This window comes from Niveibacterium sp. COAC-50 (genome assembly GCF_013184235.1).
GTDB lineage: Bacteria > Pseudomonadota > Gammaproteobacteria > Burkholderiales > Rhodocyclaceae > Niveibacterium > Niveibacterium microcysteis.
Genome location: NZ_JABCJM010000001.1, coordinates 393,384 through 412,036, shown reverse-complemented (window position 1 = coordinate 412,036; position 18,653 = coordinate 393,384). Strand labels below are relative to the sequence as shown.

17 protein-coding genes and 1 pseudogene are annotated in these 18,653 nt (G+C 66.0%); 8 read left to right on the top strand and 10 right to left on the bottom strand.

The genetic code is table 11. From position 1 onward, the window contains the following. Positions 1 to 38: 38 nt before the first annotated feature. Together HH302_RS01815 and HH302_RS01810 are read left to right on the top strand one after the other, a co-directional pair. Positions 39 to 641: a peroxiredoxin gene (locus tag HH302_RS01815; protein WP_172197348.1), complete on the top strand. Its 603-nt coding sequence runs from the start codon at positions 39 to 41 to the stop codon at positions 639 to 641. Between the two features lie 164 nt (positions 642 to 805). After that, complete coding sequence (locus HH302_RS01810; RefSeq protein WP_172197345.1) at positions 806 to 3,868, top strand: EAL domain-containing protein; 3,063 nt, start codon at positions 806 to 808, stop codon at positions 3,866 to 3,868. On the opposite strand, the gene HH302_RS01805 is transcribed toward HH302_RS01810, so the two are convergent. Together HH302_RS01805 and HH302_RS22650 are read right to left on the bottom strand one after the other, a co-directional pair. After that, entirely contained in the window at positions 3,865 to 4,377 is a 513-nt protein-coding gene (locus tag HH302_RS01805) for a ComF family protein (RefSeq protein ID WP_305847216.1), read from the bottom strand. The two genes, HH302_RS01810 and HH302_RS01805, sit on opposite strands and share 4 nt — an antisense overlap. A 9-nt stretch (positions 4,378 to 4,386) precedes the next feature. Further along, positions 4,387 to 4,524, bottom strand: a pseudogene (locus tag HH302_RS22650) (double zinc ribbon domain-containing protein); the annotation flags it as partial. A 115-nt stretch (positions 4,525 to 4,639) separates the two neighbouring features. Here HH302_RS22650 and bioB point away from each other — a divergent pair. Beyond that, entirely contained in the window at positions 4,640 to 5,629 is a 990-nt protein-coding gene (bioB, locus tag HH302_RS01800; RefSeq protein WP_172197342.1) for a biotin synthase BioB, read from the top strand. Between the two features lie 14 nt (positions 5,630 to 5,643). On the opposite strand, the gene HH302_RS01795 is transcribed toward bioB, so the two are convergent. The 5 genes from HH302_RS01795 to HH302_RS01775 all read right to left on the bottom strand — a co-directional run bounded on the left by HH302_RS01795 (position 5,644) and on the right by HH302_RS01775 (position 11,641). Continuing rightward, positions 5,644 to 6,198: a hypothetical protein gene (locus HH302_RS01795; RefSeq protein ID WP_172197339.1), complete on the bottom strand. Its 555-nt coding sequence runs from the start codon at positions 6,196 to 6,198 to the stop codon at positions 5,644 to 5,646. A gap of 14 nt (positions 6,199 to 6,212) precedes the next feature. After that, positions 6,213 to 8,219 (bottom strand): diguanylate cyclase, encoded by a 2,007-nt coding sequence (locus tag HH302_RS01790; RefSeq protein WP_172197336.1) that lies wholly within the window; start codon positions 8,217 to 8,219, stop codon positions 6,213 to 6,215. 179 nt (positions 8,220 to 8,398) lie between these two features. Continuing rightward, positions 8,399 to 9,349 (bottom strand): alpha/beta fold hydrolase, encoded by a 951-nt coding sequence (locus HH302_RS01785; protein WP_172197333.1) that lies wholly within the window; start codon positions 9,347 to 9,349, stop codon positions 8,399 to 8,401. Positions 9,350 to 9,457: 108 nt separating this feature from the next. Beyond that, positions 9,458 to 10,738: a glycerate kinase gene (locus tag HH302_RS01780; RefSeq protein WP_172197330.1), complete on the bottom strand. Its 1,281-nt coding sequence runs from the start codon at positions 10,736 to 10,738 to the stop codon at positions 9,458 to 9,460. A gap of 33 nt (positions 10,739 to 10,771) precedes the next feature. Continuing rightward, entirely contained in the window at positions 10,772 to 11,641 is an 870-nt protein-coding gene (locus HH302_RS01775) for a LysR substrate-binding domain-containing protein (RefSeq protein WP_172197327.1), read from the bottom strand. Between the two features lie 52 nt (positions 11,642 to 11,693). On the opposite strand from HH302_RS01775, the gene HH302_RS01770 reads away from it, so the two are divergent. The 4 genes from HH302_RS01770 (at position 11,694) to HH302_RS01755 (ending at position 15,390) form a co-directional block, all read left to right on the top strand. Continuing rightward, on the top strand, positions 11,694 to 12,590 hold the full coding sequence (locus HH302_RS01770) for a methyltransferase domain-containing protein (RefSeq protein WP_172197324.1): 897 nt from the start codon (positions 11,694 to 11,696) through the stop codon (positions 12,588 to 12,590). Continuing rightward, positions 12,590 to 13,252 carry a pyrimidine 5'-nucleotidase gene (locus tag HH302_RS01765; RefSeq protein WP_172197321.1) on the top strand — a complete coding sequence of 221 codons (663 nt, stop codon included), beginning with the start codon at positions 12,590 to 12,592 and terminating at the stop codon, positions 13,250 to 13,252. Before HH302_RS01770 ends, HH302_RS01765 begins: the two co-directional genes overlap by 1 nt. An 84-nt stretch (positions 13,253 to 13,336) precedes the next feature. Continuing rightward, positions 13,337 to 14,446, top strand: coding sequence for a DUF2235 domain-containing protein (locus tag HH302_RS01760; protein WP_172197318.1), 1,110 nt, complete (start codon positions 13,337 to 13,339; stop codon positions 14,444 to 14,446). After that, positions 14,443 to 15,390 (top strand): hypothetical protein, encoded by a 948-nt coding sequence (locus tag HH302_RS01755; protein ID WP_172197315.1) that lies wholly within the window; start codon positions 14,443 to 14,445, stop codon positions 15,388 to 15,390. The genes HH302_RS01760 and HH302_RS01755 overlap by 4 nt, the downstream gene beginning before the upstream one ends. Here HH302_RS01755 and HH302_RS01750 read toward each other — a convergent pair whose 3' ends face one another. The 3 genes from HH302_RS01750 to yihA form a co-directional block, all read right to left on the bottom strand. After that, complete coding sequence (locus HH302_RS01750) at positions 15,391 to 15,858, bottom strand: GNAT family N-acetyltransferase (protein ID WP_172197312.1); 468 nt, start codon at positions 15,856 to 15,858, stop codon at positions 15,391 to 15,393. 41 nt (positions 15,859 to 15,899) lie between these two features. Then, positions 15,900 to 16,925 (bottom strand): porphobilinogen synthase, encoded by a 1,026-nt coding sequence (gene hemB, locus HH302_RS01745; RefSeq protein WP_206253770.1) that lies wholly within the window; start codon positions 16,923 to 16,925, stop codon positions 15,900 to 15,902. Positions 16,926 to 17,057: 132 nt separating this feature from the next. Beyond that, entirely contained in the window at positions 17,058 to 17,708 is a 651-nt protein-coding gene (gene yihA / locus HH302_RS01740) for a ribosome biogenesis GTP-binding protein YihA/YsxC (RefSeq protein WP_172197309.1), read from the bottom strand. Positions 17,709 to 17,834: 126 nt separating this feature from the next. Here yihA and HH302_RS01735 point away from each other — a divergent pair, with 126 nt between their 5' ends. Then, entirely contained in the window at positions 17,835 to 18,476 is a 642-nt protein-coding gene (locus HH302_RS01735; protein WP_172197306.1) for a cytochrome c, read from the top strand. The last annotated feature ends 177 nt before the right edge of the window (positions 18,477 to 18,653 follow it).

Here is an 18,653-nt window from a genome sequence, read left to right as displayed (position 1 = left end):
GACTCCCGGCTTCCCGGACATTCAACAAGGAGAATCAAATGGCTGTTCTCGTCGGCAAGCAAGCCCCGGATTTCGTCGCAACCGCCGTTCTCGGCAACAACGAGATCGTTGAAAACTACAAGCTGTCGGACGCCCTCAAGGGCAAGTACGGCGTGATCTTCTTCTACCCGCTGGATTTCACCTTCGTCTGCCCGTCCGAGCTGATCGCCTTCGACCATCGCCTGGAAGAGTTCAAGCAGCGCGGCGTTGAAGTGATCGGGGTCTCGATCGACTCGCAATTCACCCACCTCGCGTGGAAGAACACTCCGGTCAACAACGGCGGTATCGGCCAAGTCGGCTACACCCTGGTTGCCGACATCAAGCACGACATCTGCCGTGCGTACGACGTGGAAGCCGCCGGTGGTGTCGCGTTCCGCGGCTCCTTCCTGATCGACAAGGCCGGCGTCGTGCGTCACCAGGTCGTCAACGACCTGCCGCTGGGCCGCAACGTCGACGAAATGATCCGCATGGTCGATGCGCTGCAATTCACGGAAGAGCACGGCGAGGTTTGCCCGGCAGGCTGGAACAAGGGCAAGGCCGGCATGAAGGCCTCGACCGCCGGTGTCGCCGAGTACCTGGCCAGCCACGCCAAGGAACTGTAAGCAACGCCGGTTCGTCCGAAAGGTCGACAAAAGGGCCCCGCCTTGGCGGGGCCCTTTGCTTTTGGCGCAACGCCTGGCGCAGCGCACGATGCCTTCAAGTTCTGCGCCCCCTGACCGTAAACCGGAGTGTCTGCCCTTAAACGGGAGCTTGGCTCGTTCGCCGTATGCACGCAGTACGCCACATCCCGCTCGCACTTGCTTCCGTCACCGCCACCGCACCGGCCTTTGCCAGCGACGCTGGCGGCGGCGCCGGCATGTGGATCTGGATCTCGGTCATCGCGATCCTCATGGCTGCGCTGGCAATCGTGGTCGCCATCGAGGCGCGCCGCCGCACCGAGACGCTGAAACAGCTGCGCGATGAGGCGCGTACCGAGGCGGAACGCTTTCGCAAAACGATCGAAGGCACCAATGCCGTGGCGTGGGAGTTCGACCCCACCAACAACCTGTGCAGCTATGTCTCGCCCCAGGCTGAGCTGCTACTGGGGTTTCCGCTGAACGCCTGGACGCAACCGGGTTTCTGGCGCGAGAACATTCATCCGGAAGATCGCAGCTTCGTCATCGAGTTCTTCCGCGCCCAGACCGAACTCGGCTACGACCATGAACTTGAGTACCGCATGCTGCATGCCGACGGCCAGACCGTCTTCGTGCGCGACATGCGGACGGTGCACCGCAAGCCCGATGGCAGCATCGATCGCATCAGCAGCCTGCTGATCAACCTGTCGGTGCACAAGGCCACCGAGGCCGCACTCGAAGACAGCGAAGCCCGCTTCCGCTCCACCTTCGAACAGGCCGCGGTAGGTATCGCGATGTGTTCGCTGGCCGGGCGCTACTCGCGCGTCAACCGCCGATTCACCGAGATCTCCGGCTATTCCGAAGCGGATCTGCTGCAGATGGACTTCCGCGAGTTGGTTCACGCGGACGACGCCCAGCGCTTTGACGCCCAGTTGATGCCCCTCGCCGGATCCGACCGCGAGGTGATCACGCTCGAAATGCGCATCCGCCGGCGCGATGGCAGCCTGGTGTGGGTCGCCATGACGGTCAGCGTGGTCCGCGCCTTGTCGCGCGATCCGAGCCAGTACATGGTCGTGATCGAGGACATCAGCGGCCGCAAGCAGACCGAAGCGGTGCTGCGTGAGAGCGAAGCGCGCATGCGCACCATCATCAGCTCGCTCGACGAAGGCATCGTGATGCGCAACGCAGCCGGTGACGTCGAGGTGTGCAACGAGGCGGTCGCAAAGATCTACGGCATGACGCTGGCGGAGTTCTACCGCTTCCGGCTGGATTCGGGCCAGATCGAATTCGTATTCGCGGACGGTTCCCAGCGCGCCGCGGAAACCCTGCCGCCCATGCTTGCTCTTGCCGGTGACGAACCGGTGGCGGACATGATCGCCTTCCGCAACCACGACGGCGAGATCCGGACCCTCTGGACCAAATCCACGCCGCTGCATCGCGAGGACGACCCCCGCCCGTATGCGGTGGTCACAACCGTCACGGATATGACGCAACGCCTGCAGGGCGAAGCCGAATTGCGCCTCGCAGCGTCGGTGTTCGAGAACAGCGTCGAAGCCATCGTCGTCGCCGGGGCGGACCGCAACATCGTGCGGGTGAACCCCGCTTTCAGCACCGTCACCGGGTTTGAAGTGCGCGACGTGATCGGGCACAGCCTGCCGGATGTGACCGGTAGCCGCCATGAAACCGGCTTCTTCGAGGGCGTCTGGCGCAGCATCGAACGCGACGGCTTCTGGCAAGGCGAGGTCTGGAACACCCGCAAGAACGGCAAGGCGTTCCCGGCCTGGCTGTCGATCAGCTCGGTGCGCGACCACGATGGTCTGATATCGAACTACGTCGCGGTGTTCTCGGACATTACCGAGCGCAAGGCGAACGAGGCCCGCATCGCCTACCTGGCCCACCACGATCCGCTGACAGGGCTGCCCAACCGCGCGCTGATGCAGGATCGGCTATCCCAGTCGCTGGCCCGTGCGCACCGCGAGCGCACGATGGTCGGCCTGCTGTTCCTCGATCTCGATCGTTTCAAGATGATCAACGACTCGCTCGGCCACCACGCCGGCGATCGCCTGCTGCAGCAGGTCGCCGAACGGGTGCGTACCTGCGTGCGGGACTCGGACACGATCTGCCGCCAGGGCGGTGACGAGTTCATCATCGTGCTCAACGACATGCCCAACACCCGCGCACCTGCGCGCGTGGCAGAAAAGATCCTGGGCTCGCTGGCCGAGCCCTTCGATGTGGATACCCACCGGATCGGCACCTCGTTCTCGATCGGCATCGCGGTGTATCCGAACGACGGCCGCGACCCTGAAAGCCTGATGAAGAACGCCGATACGGCGATGTATCACGCCAAGGAAAGCGGGCGGAACACCTTCCGCTTCTTTACCGAGGCGATGAACGCCAACGCGCTGGAACGGCTGCAGCTCGAAAACGCGCTGCGCCAGGCGGTGGAACGCAACGAACTCACGCTGTACTACCAGCCGCAGGTGTCGCTGAAGGACGGCATGGTGGTCGGCGCCGAGGCGCTGCTGCGCTGGCAGCACCCGCAGCGCGGCTTCATCTCGCCCGCCCGCTTCATCCCGATCGCCGAGGAATCAGGTCTGATCGTACCGATCGGCCGCTGGGTGCTGCGCGAAGCCTGCCGGCAGGCGCGCGCTTGGGAGAAACAGGGCCTGCCGCCAATCATGATGGCGGTGAACATGTCGGCCCTGCAGTTCCGCCGCGACAACGTCGTCGCGATGGTGCGCGAGGTACTTGAAGAGACCGGTCACGAGCCGGACCGCGTCGAACTCGAACTCACCGAATCGCTGCTGATGGAAAACGCTGGCGAGGTGCTCTCGACGATCCAGCAACTGAAGGGGCTCGGCGTTCGCTTGTCGATCGACGACTTCGGCACCGGTTATTCAAGTCTCTCCTACCTCAAGCGCTTTGCGGTGGATCGCTTGAAGATCGACCAGAGCTTCGTGCGCGACGTGCCGATCGACTCGGACGATGCGGCGATCGTACGCGCGATCATCCAGCTGGGCGAAGCGCTCAAGCTCGACGTGATTGCCGAAGGGGCCGAAACGATCGCGCAGGTTGAATTCCTGCGCCGCGAGGGCTGCTCGGAAGCCCAGGGCTACTACTGGTGTCCGCCGGTACCGCCGGGCGTATTCCAGAGCATGCTGCATCGCGGCATCATCACGCCCGAGGCCGATCGCGCGATGCTCAGCATCGGCTAAGCCGGGCCCGCCGGGGTTCGGGCGACCACCAGGGCCTCGACCCGCGCGGCGCCGGCCTCCTTGAGTGCGCCGGCCAGTTCATCGAGGGTCGTTCCGCTCGTCATCACATCGTCGATCACCAGCATGCGCATGCCGTCAAACCGGCGCTGCACGGCAAATGCCCCGCGCAGGTTGCGCCGCCGCTCATCCAGCGTGAGCCCCGCCTGCGGCGCGACACGCCGGACCTTGCGAACGGCATCGCGCAGATGCGGCACGCCGAGCGCCTTGGCAACCGGCTCCGCGAGTAGCACGGACTGATTGAAGCCCCGTGTCGCCAAACGATGCGGGTGCAGCGGCGCCGGCATCACCGCATCGATCTGCAACCCGTGTGCAGCCGCCACCAGCTGCTCGGCGAAATAACGCCCGACGCCAAAACGCGCCTGGAACTTGTAGGCCTGCACCAGCTCGCTGACCGGAAACGCGTAGCGAAACACCGCCCGCGTTGCGTCAAAGCGCGGAGGCTGGCTCAAGCAACGCCCGCAGACCGCACCGCCGGGACTGTCGAGCGCGCAATGCGGGCAGCAGGCGCTAGCGACCGCCGGCAACGTGGCACGACATGCTTCGCATAGCACCTGATCCGCCGCCGGGGCCGCGCAAACAAAGCACGCCTGGGGCATCAGGCGGCCCGCGATACGACGCCAGGCTTGCTGCAGCGCGACAATCCGGTTTGACACAACTCTCGCCTTTCACCGACCATTCGGTGATTGTCACACCGCAGCAGGAAGCATCCCTATGAGCTTGTCCGCAACTGTCACCGAATCAGTCACCACGGCGCCGGCGCCCAAGGCGGCCCAACGCTGGAGCACTGCCGAGGTCCAGGCCCTGTTCGATCTGCCCTTCATGGAACTCGTCTTCCGTGCGGCCCAGGTCCATCGCGAGCATTTCGACCCGAATGCCGTGCAACGCTCGACGCTGCTGTCAATCAAGACCGGCGGCTGCTCCGAAGACTGCGGCTATTGCTCGCAAGCCAAGCGCTATCACACCGGCGTGGAGAGCGAAGAACTGATGAAGGTCGCCGAAGTGGTGGAGAAAGCCAAGCTGGCGAAGGCCAATGGTGCCAGCCGCTTCTGCATGGGCGCAGCGTGGCGCGGCCCGAAGGATCGCGACCTCGAGCCGGTGATCGAGATGGTCAAGCAGGTCAAGGCGCTAGGACTGGAGACCTGCGTCACGCTGGGCATGCTGCGTGAAGGTCAGGCCGAGAAACTCAAGCAAGCCGGCCTCGATTACTACAACCACAACATCGACACCGCGCCGGAGTTCTACGGCAAGGTCATCGGCACGCACTCGCAGGCCGACCGCTTCGACACCATCGACAAGGTACGCGATGCAGGCATCAACGTCTGCTCGGGCGGCATTGTCGGCATGGGCGAATCGCGCCGTGGCCGCGCCGCGATGATCGCGCAGCTCGCAAACATGGAGCCGCCGCCCGAATCGGTGCCGATCAACAGCCTCGTTGCAGTGGAAGGCACGCCGCTTGCCGACCAGCCCAAGATCGACCCCTTCGAGTTCATCCGCACGATCGCCGCCGCGCGCATCACGATGCCGAAGAGCTATGTGCGCCTGTCGGCCGGCCGTCGCGAGATGACCGACGAGGGCCAGGCACTGGCTTTCATGGCCGGCGCCAACTCGATCTTCTACGGCGACAAGCTGCTCACCACCGGCAACCCGGACGTCGAGGGCGACCGCACGCTGCTCGAACGCCTCGGCATGAAGTCGGTGTAATTGCGCGCAAACGCTCAGGAGAACGGCGCCTCACGGCGCCGTCTTTCATGGGCGAACAGCACGTCACGCTCCAGCCAGCGGGCGAATTCACGCGAACGTGCATCGTTGCGCAGTGACAGAAAGCGGCGCAGCGCGGCCTCCGAAAAGCAGATCAAGGTTTCGCCCGGTGGCTCGCGGTAGCCGAGCGCGCCAAACTGGTTTCGATAGCGCTCATGCACCACCCGGTCGACCGGCTCGCCGAGTGCGCGCAGCACGTCGTCGGCGCACAGCCAAGTGTGATCCTTCAGTTCGAAGAGGCGGATCTGGAAGTCGCGGAAGGCATACCAGCGCCCGTTCCAGCGCTTGAGGTGGCGCTTGCGCAGCCAGCGCAGCAGATCGAAGCCGCTGTGCGTCAAGGGTACGGCGATCAACACAGCCATCGGCACCAGGGCGAGCACCAGACCGACCAAACCCTGCCATCGCACCATCGGCCACGCGATCAGGCCGGCCAGCACCAAGCGCAGGATCAGTTGCGCCCAGGCGCGTGCGGCGACCCACGCTTCAAAGGCTTGCCAGGCGTCGCGCAGCATCGGCGATGGTGCCGTCAGGCCGCGAGCGGCCCCGGAATCGACGGCGGTAGCGCCGCTTCGTCGTTCTGCTCGATTGCCTCGGCATCGCTGAAGGCGCACACGCCGATCGCCTGATTGCGGCCCCGCCGTTTGGCCAGGAACAGCGCGAGGTCTGCGCGGTGCAGCGCGCGCTCCCAATCCGGCACACTCGGGTCGCCCGGCAGCTCCAGCGGCGAATAGCCAATGCTGGTGGTGACCCGCAGGGTTTCGCCGTAGGTCGCGATCGGCGAACCGCCGACGGTGCGCAAGAGCCGGGTGGCCAACTCGTCGAGATGCGCGCGGCGAATCGCAGGCGCCAGCACGAGAAACTCCTCGCCGCCCCAGCGCACCACTGTCTCGCTATCGCGCAAGGCCTCTCGCAAGCGCCGCGCCACTTCAACCAGCACCGCATCGCCATCGCGGTGGCCAAAGTTGTCGTTGATCTGCTTGAAGTGATCAATATCGAGCAGGAACACCGCACGCACGAGGTCGGCCGAATCCTCCTCGCGTCGATGCGGTAGTTCGGGCGGCAGCGCTTCGAGCAGGCTGGTGAAGTGGCGTCGATTGAACAAGCCGGTCAGCGGATCATGCTTGCTCATGAACTCCAGATCCGCGTTCTTCGCCGCCAGTTGCTGGTTGGCACGCCGCACCCGGCCATACAGCAGGATTGCGACGATCGAAGCCAGGGCCAGCACCACGGCGAGCAGCCACGACGAACGGCGCGCCATCTGCTGGCGCCCGAGTTCGGCGGTTTTCAAGGCGTTGTCCCGATTGAGCAGCTCGATTTCCTTGCTGCGCTTCTCCGCCTCGTAGCGCTGCTGCATCTCCACCACGGTGCGCTGGCGGTCGCCACGCAGCATCTCGTCCTCGATCGCCTGCGCTTCGCGCACCACCTGCAATGCATGCTTGGCGTCGCCTGCCCGCTCAAGTAGCTCGCCGTACTGGTTGAGGGTGGAGAGCACATCGCTCTTCGAATCGATCTTGCGGTAATAGGCCACGCCGTGGTCTGCAATGCGTCGGCCATCTGCGATCTTGCCGAGGCCGATCAGCGCGAATCCGAGGTTGAGTTCGGCGGTTGCTTCGCCCGGTTCGTCCTTGAGGCTGCGTGCCAGGGCCAGCGCCTGTTCGCCTTGGGTGCGCGCAGCGGCAAAGTTGTGCGCCCGCAGGTTCAGGTCCGAAAGGTTCAGCAACACGCCAAGCTGCGCCGCCGGCCCGCCCACATCCTTCGACAGCGCGATCGAGGCCTCGGTGGCCTTGCGCTGGCGTTCGGTATCGCCCATCGCTTCCGCCGCCACCGCTTCAAGCGCCTTGGCCTGGGCCGCCAGCGCGCGCTGATTGCCAGTCTCGGCGAAACGGTAGGCGGCCTCGGCGTGTTGCAGCGCGCCGGCCGCATCCTTGAGCGTGAGCAGCAGCGACACCATGTTGATGTGTGTCTGCGCCTGGCGTCGGTCGTCCTTGGTTTCCTCTGCGGCACTCAAGGCGGACTGGAACATCGCCAGCGCTTCCTCAAGCGCACCCGACTCGTAGGCGCTGAAGCCGGCGGTGGTCGCCACCCAATAGCGCAGGGATAGATCGGGCGAGCGCAGGGCCAGCGGCATCGCTTTCACCACCCAGTCGCGCGCTATCCGTGAGCGGCCCTGCAGTTCGAGTATGTTTGCACGCAGCGCGTAGGCCGCAGCGAGGGTTTCGTTGTCCTTCGTGCGTACGCCAAGGTCTTCCAGTTCGCTCGCCGCGGCTTCGGCCACCGCCCTGCCACCGGTCATTGCATGGGCATAGCCCCAAGCCGCGAGGAAGACGCGCAAGTCCGCACCGCCGGATTTGCGGGCAGCGCTTTCCATGCCAGCAATCTTGCTGATCACAACATCGGAATCCGCACCGTGCGCGCGCTCTATTTCGTTGATGTCATCCGCGATGCCGGCCAGCACGTGCGCCGACAGCATCGCGGCGACAAGCGACGTACCCAGGCGCAACAGGGTTCGGAAGACAACCGGGGGAAGAATCATCAGATGTGGGCGGAGGGCTCGCGCGCAGCGCTGGAGGTCGAGTTATCGGCGCCACGAGGCGTCCGCTTGAGCCCGCAGCGTGCCGCGATCCGCGTGCGGCGTCCAGCACCCCCATCGCCGACGAGCGGCATTCCCGCAAGCTTATCGTCCCACCCGAGCCCCCCTTCTCGCGCCTATAGCTAGGCTGGCTGGGCCTGGGGATGCCGCCACACACGATCCGACGCACCCCGTTGTGGCACCGCCAAATCAGTTTCCGCAAGCAGGTGAACACGCGCAGCGGCGGCGAGCCACTCAATCACTTCATCCCATGCGCTGCGTGGCATCGATGCTCGAAAGAAGCCGAAATGTCCCACGTCACCTCGTGCCCAGTCGCTCGGATGGCGAACCACCAACTCCGCCGTGCCGGCAGTGAAACGTCGCTGCAAGGCGGTCACCGCGCTGAGCGGCGCATAGAAGTGGTCGTCGGATATCGCATACAGCCGAACGGGTCCGCGCATTTGCGCGAACGTGGTCGGGTGCGGCGCGCCGCGCTCGTCCAGGTAGTAGTCGGGATGGCCGCACCAGCGGGCCCACTCCAACGCGATACCGGCCGGCAAGGACACGCCACCCATGAACACCCCGGGTAGCCGCCCAAAGCTGCGCACCGTCAGCGGCATGCTCAGCGCGGTGATGGCACGCATCCGCCAGCGCCAACTGCGCGTGGGCCAATAGCCCCAGTAACCGAGTTGCGAGCCCACCGTGACCGCCGCGGCGAGGCGGTGGCTGTTGGGCAGCAGGCCCAGCATCTGCCCGCCAGCGGAATGCCCGACCGCGACGATCGGATGGGCGGGCGCGATGTCGTCGAGCATGCTCAACACTGTGGGCATATCCTGCAGCCCCCAGTCGCGGAAGCGCAGCGCGCTGCCCGGCAGCATCGGATCGATCGAGTCGCCGATGCCCCGATAGTCGAAGCTCACAACAGTGCAGCCGCGCGCCGCCAAGTGTCGGGCGAAGTTGGCGTAGTAGCGGCGCGGCGCGCCGCTCGCGCTTCCGATCAGCACCGACAGGCCGACCGGCGTGTCGGGGTGGAATAGGGTCACCGCAAGCGGGTGGCCGTCGGGCGCTTCGATTCGGCGTTCTTCGATCTGCATGGCCGTGGCTCTCTCGTGGGGGATGCCTGCAGTGTGGAGGGCCCCTGAGCCGACGACAAACGAGTTCGAGCGTGGCTTCGCATGAGTTCAATTCATGCGAACACCCCATCAAAGGATCAGGATCGCGCGAAAGTCATTCACATTGGTCAGCGTTGGCCCCGTGACGACCGTGTCACCCAGGGCGCCGAAGAAACGGTGGGCATCGTTGTCGTCAAGACTGGCCTGCGGACGCAAACCCAAGGCCCACGCACGCGGCAGCGTGTCTGGCGCAAGATAGGCGCCGGCAACATCCACCATGCCGTCGACGCCATCGGTGTCGCCCGCCAGCGCGTGCACGCCCGGCAGGCCTTCAAGTGCCAACCCAAGCGACAGCAGGAATTCCACATTGCGCCCGCCGCAACCGGCGCCGCGCACGGTGACGGTGGTCTCGCCACCGGACAGCAGCACGCACGGCGCGGCGAAGGGCTGCCCACGCTGGGCGACCTGCCGCGCGATCCCCGCCATTACCTTGGCCACGTCCCTCGCTTCACCTTCGATGCTGTCACCCAGAATGTAGGGCGTGATGCCGGCGCCCCTCGCCACCGCAGCGGCGGCTTCGAGTGCCCCTTGAGGCGTGGCGACCAGCGTCGTCGACACATTCGCGAGACGCGGGTCCCCTGGTTTGATGGACTCGCCACGACCGGACGCAAGCACCGCGCGCACCGCGTCCGGCAGCGCAATCTCGTAGCGCCGCAGAATCGCGAGCGCCTCGTCGCAGGTGCTCGGATCGGCCACGGTCGGCCCGGAGGCGATGTCGCATGGGTCATCCCCCGGTACGTCGGAAATCAGGAGGCTCACGACCCGCGCCGGATAGCAGGCCGCAGCGAGCCGCCCGCCTTTGATGGCGGAGAGATGGCGTCGTACGCAGTTGATCTCGCGGATGCTGGCGCCGCACTTGAGCAGCGCGCGGGCAATCGCCTGTTTGTCCGCCAGCGTGATGCCCGCGATCGGCAGTGGGATCAGGGCCGAGCCGCCGCCCGAGATCAGACACAGCACGGTGTCGTCCGCGGTGAGCCCGCTGACCCGCTCTACGATACGCGCGGCCGCCGCGAGGCCGGCCTCGTCGGGCACCGGATGGGCGGCCTCGACAACCTCGATCCGTTCGCACGGTACGGCATACCCGAACCGCGTGACGACCAGACCTTCCAGTGGCCCGTCCCAATGGTCTTCCACGGCCCGCGCCATCGCGGCCGAAGCCTTGCCGGCGCCAACCACGATCAGGCGCCCACGGGGACGATCCGGCAGATGTGGCGGCACACAATGGGCTGGCTGCGCGGCAGCAATCGCCGCATCGAACATCCGCCGCAGCAGATCACGCGGCGCAAGTGGGGTGGTCGATACTGGTCTCATGAGCGGTTCCGGCTGCGTTCCGGCGACGCGCACTCAGGCGGCAAACAAGGTCTGCAGCCAATCGGCCACAGCCTGCATTGCCGGCCGACGGGCGTCCGCGGGGCGACACAGCATGAGGTAGGAAAACGGCGTCGGCATCGGCTCGGCGTGCAAAGCCTTGAGCCGGCCACTTGCCAGCCAGCCGGCCACCACCGGCAGTACCCCGAGCCCCACGCCAAGCCCGCGCTCGCAGGCGGCCAACAACGAACCATAGCTGTCGAAGCTCGGGCCCCGCCGGGGCGACGCGTGGGTGATGCCGGCCCAGTCGAACCAGGCAGACCACGCCGACGGCATCTGTGCGATCTGCAGCAGCGCGGTGTCGCCGCCCAGCATCGCGCCGTCGAACGCCGGGCTGACCACGGGCAACACCGCCACGCCGGCCAGCGGCGTCACATGCACGCCACGCGGCGCCTTGTAGGCGAGCCGCACCGCGATGTCCGCCTCGCCGCGCAGCAGATCGCGCTCTGCCTGTTCGGCGACGACGCGCAATTCGATCTCGGGGTGTGCACGCTGGAAATCAGCCAGCCGCGGTAGCACGAACTCGGTGCCGATGAAGGTGCCGACCGACATCGTCAGGCGTTCGATGCCGGCGCCGCGGCGCAGCTCATCCGTCGCATCCCGCAGCGATTCGAGCGCGCGCCGCACCTCGGCGAGATAGCGCTCGCCCGCCTCGGTCAGCGCCAGACGGCGGTTGTAGCGGTGGAACAAGGGCTGGCCCACAAAGCCTTCCAGCGCACGCATCTGATGACTGATCGCCGAAGGCGTCAGGTGCAACACCTCCGCCGCCTCCTTGAAGGACAACAGGCTCGATGCCACCTCGAAGGTGTGCAGCACGGCAAGCGGCGGCAGGCGACGGAATTTCATAGCGCCGATCATGCCCGATGCTGCTGCTGCGGCACAGGTAGAATCCCGCCCCATGACGATCCCGCAGGATTTTTCGCTCGACCGCCTGGCCGCCCGCCGCCATTTCGCCCGCAGCGCGCCGCATGCCGACGAAGCCGGCTTCCTTGCACGCGAAGTCGCACAACGCATGGCCGAAAGGCTCACCTACATCCGCCACGAGCCGCGGCGCCTGCTCGACGCGGGCTGCGGCATCGGGCCGGACTTCGCGCTGCTGGGCGAGCGCTACCCGCAGGCCGAACGCATCGGCGTCGACTACGCGCTGCCGCTGGTGCGCATGGCGCGCGGCGAGCGCAGCTTCTTCCAGCGCCTGCTCGGCGGCGCGCGCGACACCGACCCGCGCCTGATCTGCGGCGATGTCGAAGCCCTGCCGCTGGCGCGTGCCTGCGTTCAGATGGTGTGGTCCAACCTGATGCTGAACTGGCTGGCCGACCCGATGCCCGCGATCCGCGAGATGCATCGCGTGCTTGAGGTAGGCGGCATGCTGATGTTCTCGACGCTGGGGCCTGACACCCTGAAAGAGCTTCGCGCCGTGATGCCGGCCGGTGCCGGCGAGCGCGTGCACCGCTTCATCGACATGCACGACCTGGGCGACTGCCTGGTCAAGGCAGGCTTCTCCGAACCGGTGATGGACATGGAAACCATCACCCTGACCTACGCGGACCTCGATGGCCTGCTCGCCGACCTGCGCCGGGCTGGCGCCACGAATGTTTCGACCGCGCGGCCGCGTGGTCTCGCCGGCAAAGGGGGCTGGGCGCGCGCACGCGCGGCGTACGACCAGCTGCGCCAGAACGGCCGACTACCGGCGAGCTTCGAGGTGATCTACGGCCACGCATGGAAAGCCGCCCCCCGCACGACCGAGGACGGCCGCTCGGTGATCCAGTTCAAGCCACGCCCGGAGAGCGGTAGCTGATGGCCGCCACCCGTCACGCACCCGCCAGCCGTGTGTGGCTGTTCGATCTCGACAACACGCTGCATGACGCGAGCCCGCACATCTTTCCGCACATCAATCGGTCGATGACCGATTACCTGATGCGTCATCTGCAACTCGACGAAGCGGCCGCCGACGCGCTGCGGATGGACTACTGGCATCGCTACGGCGCCACCCTGCTCGGCCTGATGCGCAACCACGGCACCGATCCGGCCCACTTCCTCCGCGAGACACATCAGTTCCCGCAGCTTGGCCGCATGCTCGTCTTCAACCGCGCACTTGCTGGTCGGCTGCGGCAACTGCCGGGCCGCAAGGTGTTGTTCTCCAACGCGCCGGCGGCCTACGCCCAAGCGGTACTTCGCGGCATCGGGCTTGAGCGCAGCTTCGAAGCGGTGTTCGGTATTGAGCAGCTCGGCCTTCAGCCCAAGCCGCAGACCCGCGCTTTTCGCCGGGTGCTACACGCGTTGCGCCTGCCCGCACACCGCTGTGTGCTGGTGGAAGACACCTTGCCCAACCTGCGCGCCGCCAAAGCGCTGGGCATGGGCACGGTGTGGATCAACCGCGGCAGCGTGCATCCGGCCTGTGTCGACGTGAAGCTGCGTAACATCCTCGATCTGCGTCGCGCTGCACACCTCGTGCGATAAGCAGCGCCGCGGCCCGCGTAGCGCTTGCAAATCCAGGCCGGTCGTGCCATCAAGAGACTTGGCGCCCCAATAGATCCGACCGTCATGCCCGAATCCGAAGCCCGCACGCTCGTCGTCTGCCTCGACGGCACCTGGAACGACGTCGGCTCGCGTACCAACGTCGTGCGTTTCTTCGAACAGCTGATGCGCGACGAGCAGCAACTGACCTACTACGACGAAGGCGTCGGCATTCCCGAAACCGGCCCGCGGCGCCGTCGCCTGCGTGAGCGCATCTTCGGCGGCGCCTTCGGCAGCGGCCTGCTGGGCAACGTGATGCAGGCCTACCGCTGGCTATCGACCCGCTACCGAGACGGAGACCGAATCGCGATCGTCGGCTTCTCGCGCGGCGCCTACACGGCGCGCGTGCTGGCGTCGATGCTGGGCACGCCCGGGCTGCTGCGCGGCGGCGACGCGGCGGCCTTTGACGCCGCACTCGATGCCGTATCGCTTGCGCGCGAAACACGCAGCGCGCCGGTGCTGCCAGGCAACTGGCGCTGCGAAACAGTGCCCGTCGACTTCCTCGGCGTGTGGGATACCGTCGGCGCGCTGGGCGTGCCGACACTGAACCTGAGCTGGCCGCCGATCGGCCGCACCCGGCTCAGGTTTGGCAATACCCAACTGCCCGACCATGTGCGGGTGGCACGCCAGGCCTTGGCGATCGACGAACATCGCGCCGACTACGCGCCGGTGCTTTGGACGGGCGCCCGCGAAGGTGCCGATGTGCTGCAGGTGTGGTTCCCCGGCTGCCATGCCCAGGTCGGCGGCGGATACCCCGATGACGCACTGTGCGAGATCAGCCTGCTGTGGATGGCCGCGCAGGCCGCGCCGGTGGTGCGCTTCCGTCAGCACATCGAGGAACCGGGCGGTGGCCACTTCGCGCCACGCCGGCTGCGGCTGGACGGCAGCGAATACCTCGCGCCAACGATTGATGCGTGGCGTGACTTCATCGGCGGCCTCTACCGATTGTTCTCAAGGCGCCACCTGCGCCGCATCTGCGTCGAGGGGCTCAACGAAGCGGTCCACAGCACCGCGTGGGATAAATGGAGCAACGATCCGGACTACCGGCCGCTGAATCTGGCCCACGCCGGACGCGAACAATTGCATTCGGCGAGTGACGCAGACCGCAGCTTTGCCGGGCCGGAGGTGCGTGCATGATGCTCACGATGCTCGATGTAGTGCTGGGGCTGGCGATCCTGTTCGCGGCGCTGTCGGTGTTCTGCTCCTCCGTCGTCGAAATGCTCGCGGCGCGCAGCGGATTGCGCGGGCGATTCCTGCGCGACAGCCTGTTCCACCTGCTCGGCGAGGAAACGCTCTATCGCCGCTTGCTGCAGCATCCGGCCGTGTCCCATACGGTGCGCCATCGCAGCCGCAGCGCGCCGTCCTACCTGGCGACGGAACGATTCGTTGCGGCGATGCTGGATCTGATTCCGGCGCGCGCCGCTGCCATGGGCATCAGCGGGTTTGCCGAGAGGCCGATGCCGGAAAACATGGACCCGGTCGTGGCGGAGTTCGCCCGCTCGGCCGCTTTTATCGGCGAATGCGGCATCGCGGTGGGCGATCCGCTGTCTCGCCTCGCGATTCGCAACGGTAAATCGCTTGATGACCTGCGCAAGGCGCTCGGTGACTGGTTCGACAGCCAGATGGACCGAGCCGGCGGCTGGTACAAGCGCAACGTGCAACGGCTGCTCTTCGTCGTCGGCCTGATCGTGGCCGTCGGCCTCAACGTGGATACCCTGCAGGTCGCGCGCGGGCTGGCTCATGATCCGGCGTTGCGGATGCTGGCCAGCTCACAGGCCCAACGCGTGGCGAGCGAACGCGAGATCGAGCTCAACGCGCTGCTCGATGCGGGCCGCGAGCGCGGTCTGCCGGTGGGCTACACATGCCTTGCAGAGCCGGATCGCGGCGTGGAGGATTCCTTCCGGCTGTGCCTCAAGCAATTCCATCAGACCAGCTGGCTTGAGCGAGCGCTGAAACTGCTGGGCTTTCTGCTCACCGCTCTGAGCGTGAGCTTCGGCGCGCCCTTCTGGTTCGACCTACTGCTGAAGATCAGCAACCTGCGCTCATCGGGAACGCCGGTCGGCGAAAAGAAGAACGCCTGATCAGGAGGAAATGGCGCGCGCCTTCACGCGCGCGCCCACGCCATAGCTGCGGTCGAGCACGATGCCGGTGAGCGGCTTCCAGCCCAGTCGTTGCCAGAAGCTCACCGCATTGACCAGGGCAACCAGCCGGATCTCTCGAAAGCCATCGCGCCGCCCCTGCTTTTCCAGCGCCGCAATCAGCGCCGCCGCAGCACCGGCACCGCGGGCTTCCGGCAACACGGCAAGGTCATGCAGGAAAAGGTGGTCCGCCTGCGCCTGCTTGCCCAAGGGGTGGTGCAGCACGGGCGGCGCGCCGGACCACGGGTGCGCCAACAGGTAGGCCACTGCATGGTGACCCAGTTCGGCGACAAAACAGGTCTTGCGACCGCGCTCGAAACGGCTCGCCAGCGCGGCGCGGGATTCGTGGTAGTCCGGGGTGTGCGCCCGGCATTGCAAGTCAAACACCGGGTCGAGATCGCCGGGTGTCATCGGCCTTACGTGAAGCATCGGCGTTTATTTTCGGCGCCGCCTTAAGCGGCCGCGTCTTCCTTCAGCCAGCGCGCCGCGTCGAGCGCGAAGTAGGTCAGGATGCCGTCCGCCCCCGCCCGCTTGAAGGCGAGCAACGCTTCGAGCACGCAGGCGCGCTCGTTGAGCCAGCCGTTCTGGGCCGCGGCCTTCAGCATCGCGTATTCGCCACTGACCTGGTACGCATAGGTGGGCACCTGCAGTTCGGTCTTCACGCGGCGCACGATGTCGAGGTAAGGCATGCCGGGCTTCACCATGAACATGTCCGCGCCCTCGGCGATGTCCAGCGCCACTTCGCGAATCGCCTCGTCGGTGTTGGCCGGGTCCATCTGATAGGTGTACTTGTTGCCCTTGCCGAGGTTGCCGGCCGAGCCCACCGCATCGCGGAACGGCCCGTAGAAGCTCGATGCGTACTTGGCCGAGTAGGCCAGGATGCGCGTGTGAATGTGGCCCTGCGCCTCCAGCGCGGCACGAATGCGGCCAATCCGGCCATCCATCATGTCGGACGGCGCCACCACGTCGGCACCAGCCTGAGCATGGCAGAGCGCCTGCTTCTCCAGTGCGGCCAGCGTCTCGTCGTTCATCACGTAGCCGCGCGGGTCAGCCGGGTCGATCAGGCCGTCCTGACCGTGGCTGGTGTAGGGGTCAAGCGCTACGTCGGTAATCACCCCCAATTCCGGGAAGCGCGCCTTGAGCGCCTGCACCACGCGTGGCACAAGACCATCCGGGTTCCAGGCCTCGGCAGCGTCGGCGCTCTTCTTCTCGGCACCCACAACCGGGAACAGCGCGAGCGCCGGCACGCCCAGCGCGACCGCCTCTTCCGCAACGCGCAGCAGATTGTCCAGCGACACGCGCGACACGCCGGGCATTGACGCGACCGGTTCGGTCGCCCCGGATCCTTCAAGCACAAAGACCGGATAGATCAGGTCATCGGCGGACAAGCGATGCTCGCGCATCAGCCGGCGGGAAAAGTCATCGCGGCGCATACGGCGCATGCGGATGTTCGGAAACTGGGATTGCGCAGCGGTCATGATCGTTCAGGCCAAGAATGGTTGAGCAATTTTCTCAGGAACTATTCGCAGGGATGGACTATCACAGACAGTGGATGGTGCCCAACCGTCTCCCGCTTCACCTCCCTGAGCGGGTGCCTGTTGCCAGGCGTTCTACCCCCGGTCTGAATCCCCTTCCGCCGGGGGTTTTTCTTGGTCCGGGTCGGGAATCAGCGATTCAAGCCAGTTGGTCACGACGCGCTCGGTCTCTTCCATGCCGGTCTTCTTCAGGCTGGAAAAGAGCTGAGCGGTGACTGCCGGCCCCCACTGCGCCAGCTCGCGCCGCACATCCATCAGGGTCTGCGCGGCAGGCCCGCGGGTGAGCTTGTCGGATTTCGTCAGCAGGATATGCACCGGCCGCCCCGACGGGGTGAACCAGTCCAGCAGCTGGCGATCGAGGTGCGTCAGCGGATGGCGCGAATCCATGATGTGGATAAGGCCGATCACATTGGGTCGCCGCGTCAGGTACTTCTCCAGCAGATCCTGCCACTGGCGGCGGATCGGCTCCGGCACCTGCGCGTAACCGAAGCCGGGCAAGTCGACCAAGGCCACGCCGGACGGCAGGCGGAAGAAGTTGATCAGCTGCGTGCGGCCCGGCGTTTTCGAGACGAAGGCGAGGCGGTTGTGCCCGACCAGGGTGTTGATCGCGCTGGACTTTCCGGCGTTGGAGCGCCCGACAAAGGCGATTTCGGGCTCGGACGAATCTGGCAAAGCATTGGGCTTGGCGAAGGACGTCTCGAAACGGGCGTGGCGGAAAATTGACATGGATCGGGCCGGAAATGGCCAAGCCGCCGACGGGCACGAGATTGTGCGGCAGGCGGTACATGGCGGTGCAGCGTGGGGCTGTATTAGAATATCAGGTTTGAAGACCGACACGGGTTTGAGGGGACCATGTTGAAGCCGATTCTCGGGCACGCACTGATTCTGAGCCTGCTTGCCGCAACGCAAGCATTTGCCGCTGACGCGGCCGCCAAACCGGACCTCGCCAAGGCGAAGCAGACCGTGGAAACCGTTTGCGTAGCCTGTCACGGCGCCGATGGCAACAGCACGATCCCGCAGAACCCGAAGCTTGCCGGGCAGCACTGGGAGTACCTGTACAAGCAGTTGCGCAACTTCAAGTCGTGGGACGGCAAACCCGCCGAACGCGCGAATCCGGTCATGGGGGGCATGGCCGCACCGCTGGAAGATGCCGACATGAAGGCCCTGGCGATGTATTTCGCGGGCCAGAAACTGACCCTCGGCGAAGCCAAGGATCGCAAGAGCGTCGAAGCCGGCCAGAAGATCTGGCGCGGTGGTATCGCAGCCAAGGGCGTGCCGGCCTGTGCCGGTTGCCACGGCCCGGCGGGCGCTGGCCTGCCCGCGCAATACCCGGCGCTGCACGGTCAGCATGTTGAATACACGGAAGCCCAGTTGAAGGCCTTCCGCGCAGGCGAACGTGCCAACGATCCGAACAAGATGATGCGCACGATTGCTCTGAAGCTGACCGACGCTGAAATCAAGGCGGTTTCGGACTACATCGCCGGCCTGCGCTGATACAGCCGCACAGGGTGTTAAAGAAAGGGGTGGAGCAATCCGCCCCTTTTTCTATTCTGGCTTCCGGAAGTATCCGCCCGGCCCGACCAACAGTCTCGGCCAACCCACGGGCGGCCGGGAACCTTCCCGCTTGCCCATGCTCAAGGTGAGTGGCGCGCGACGCGCCGCAGACTGCAC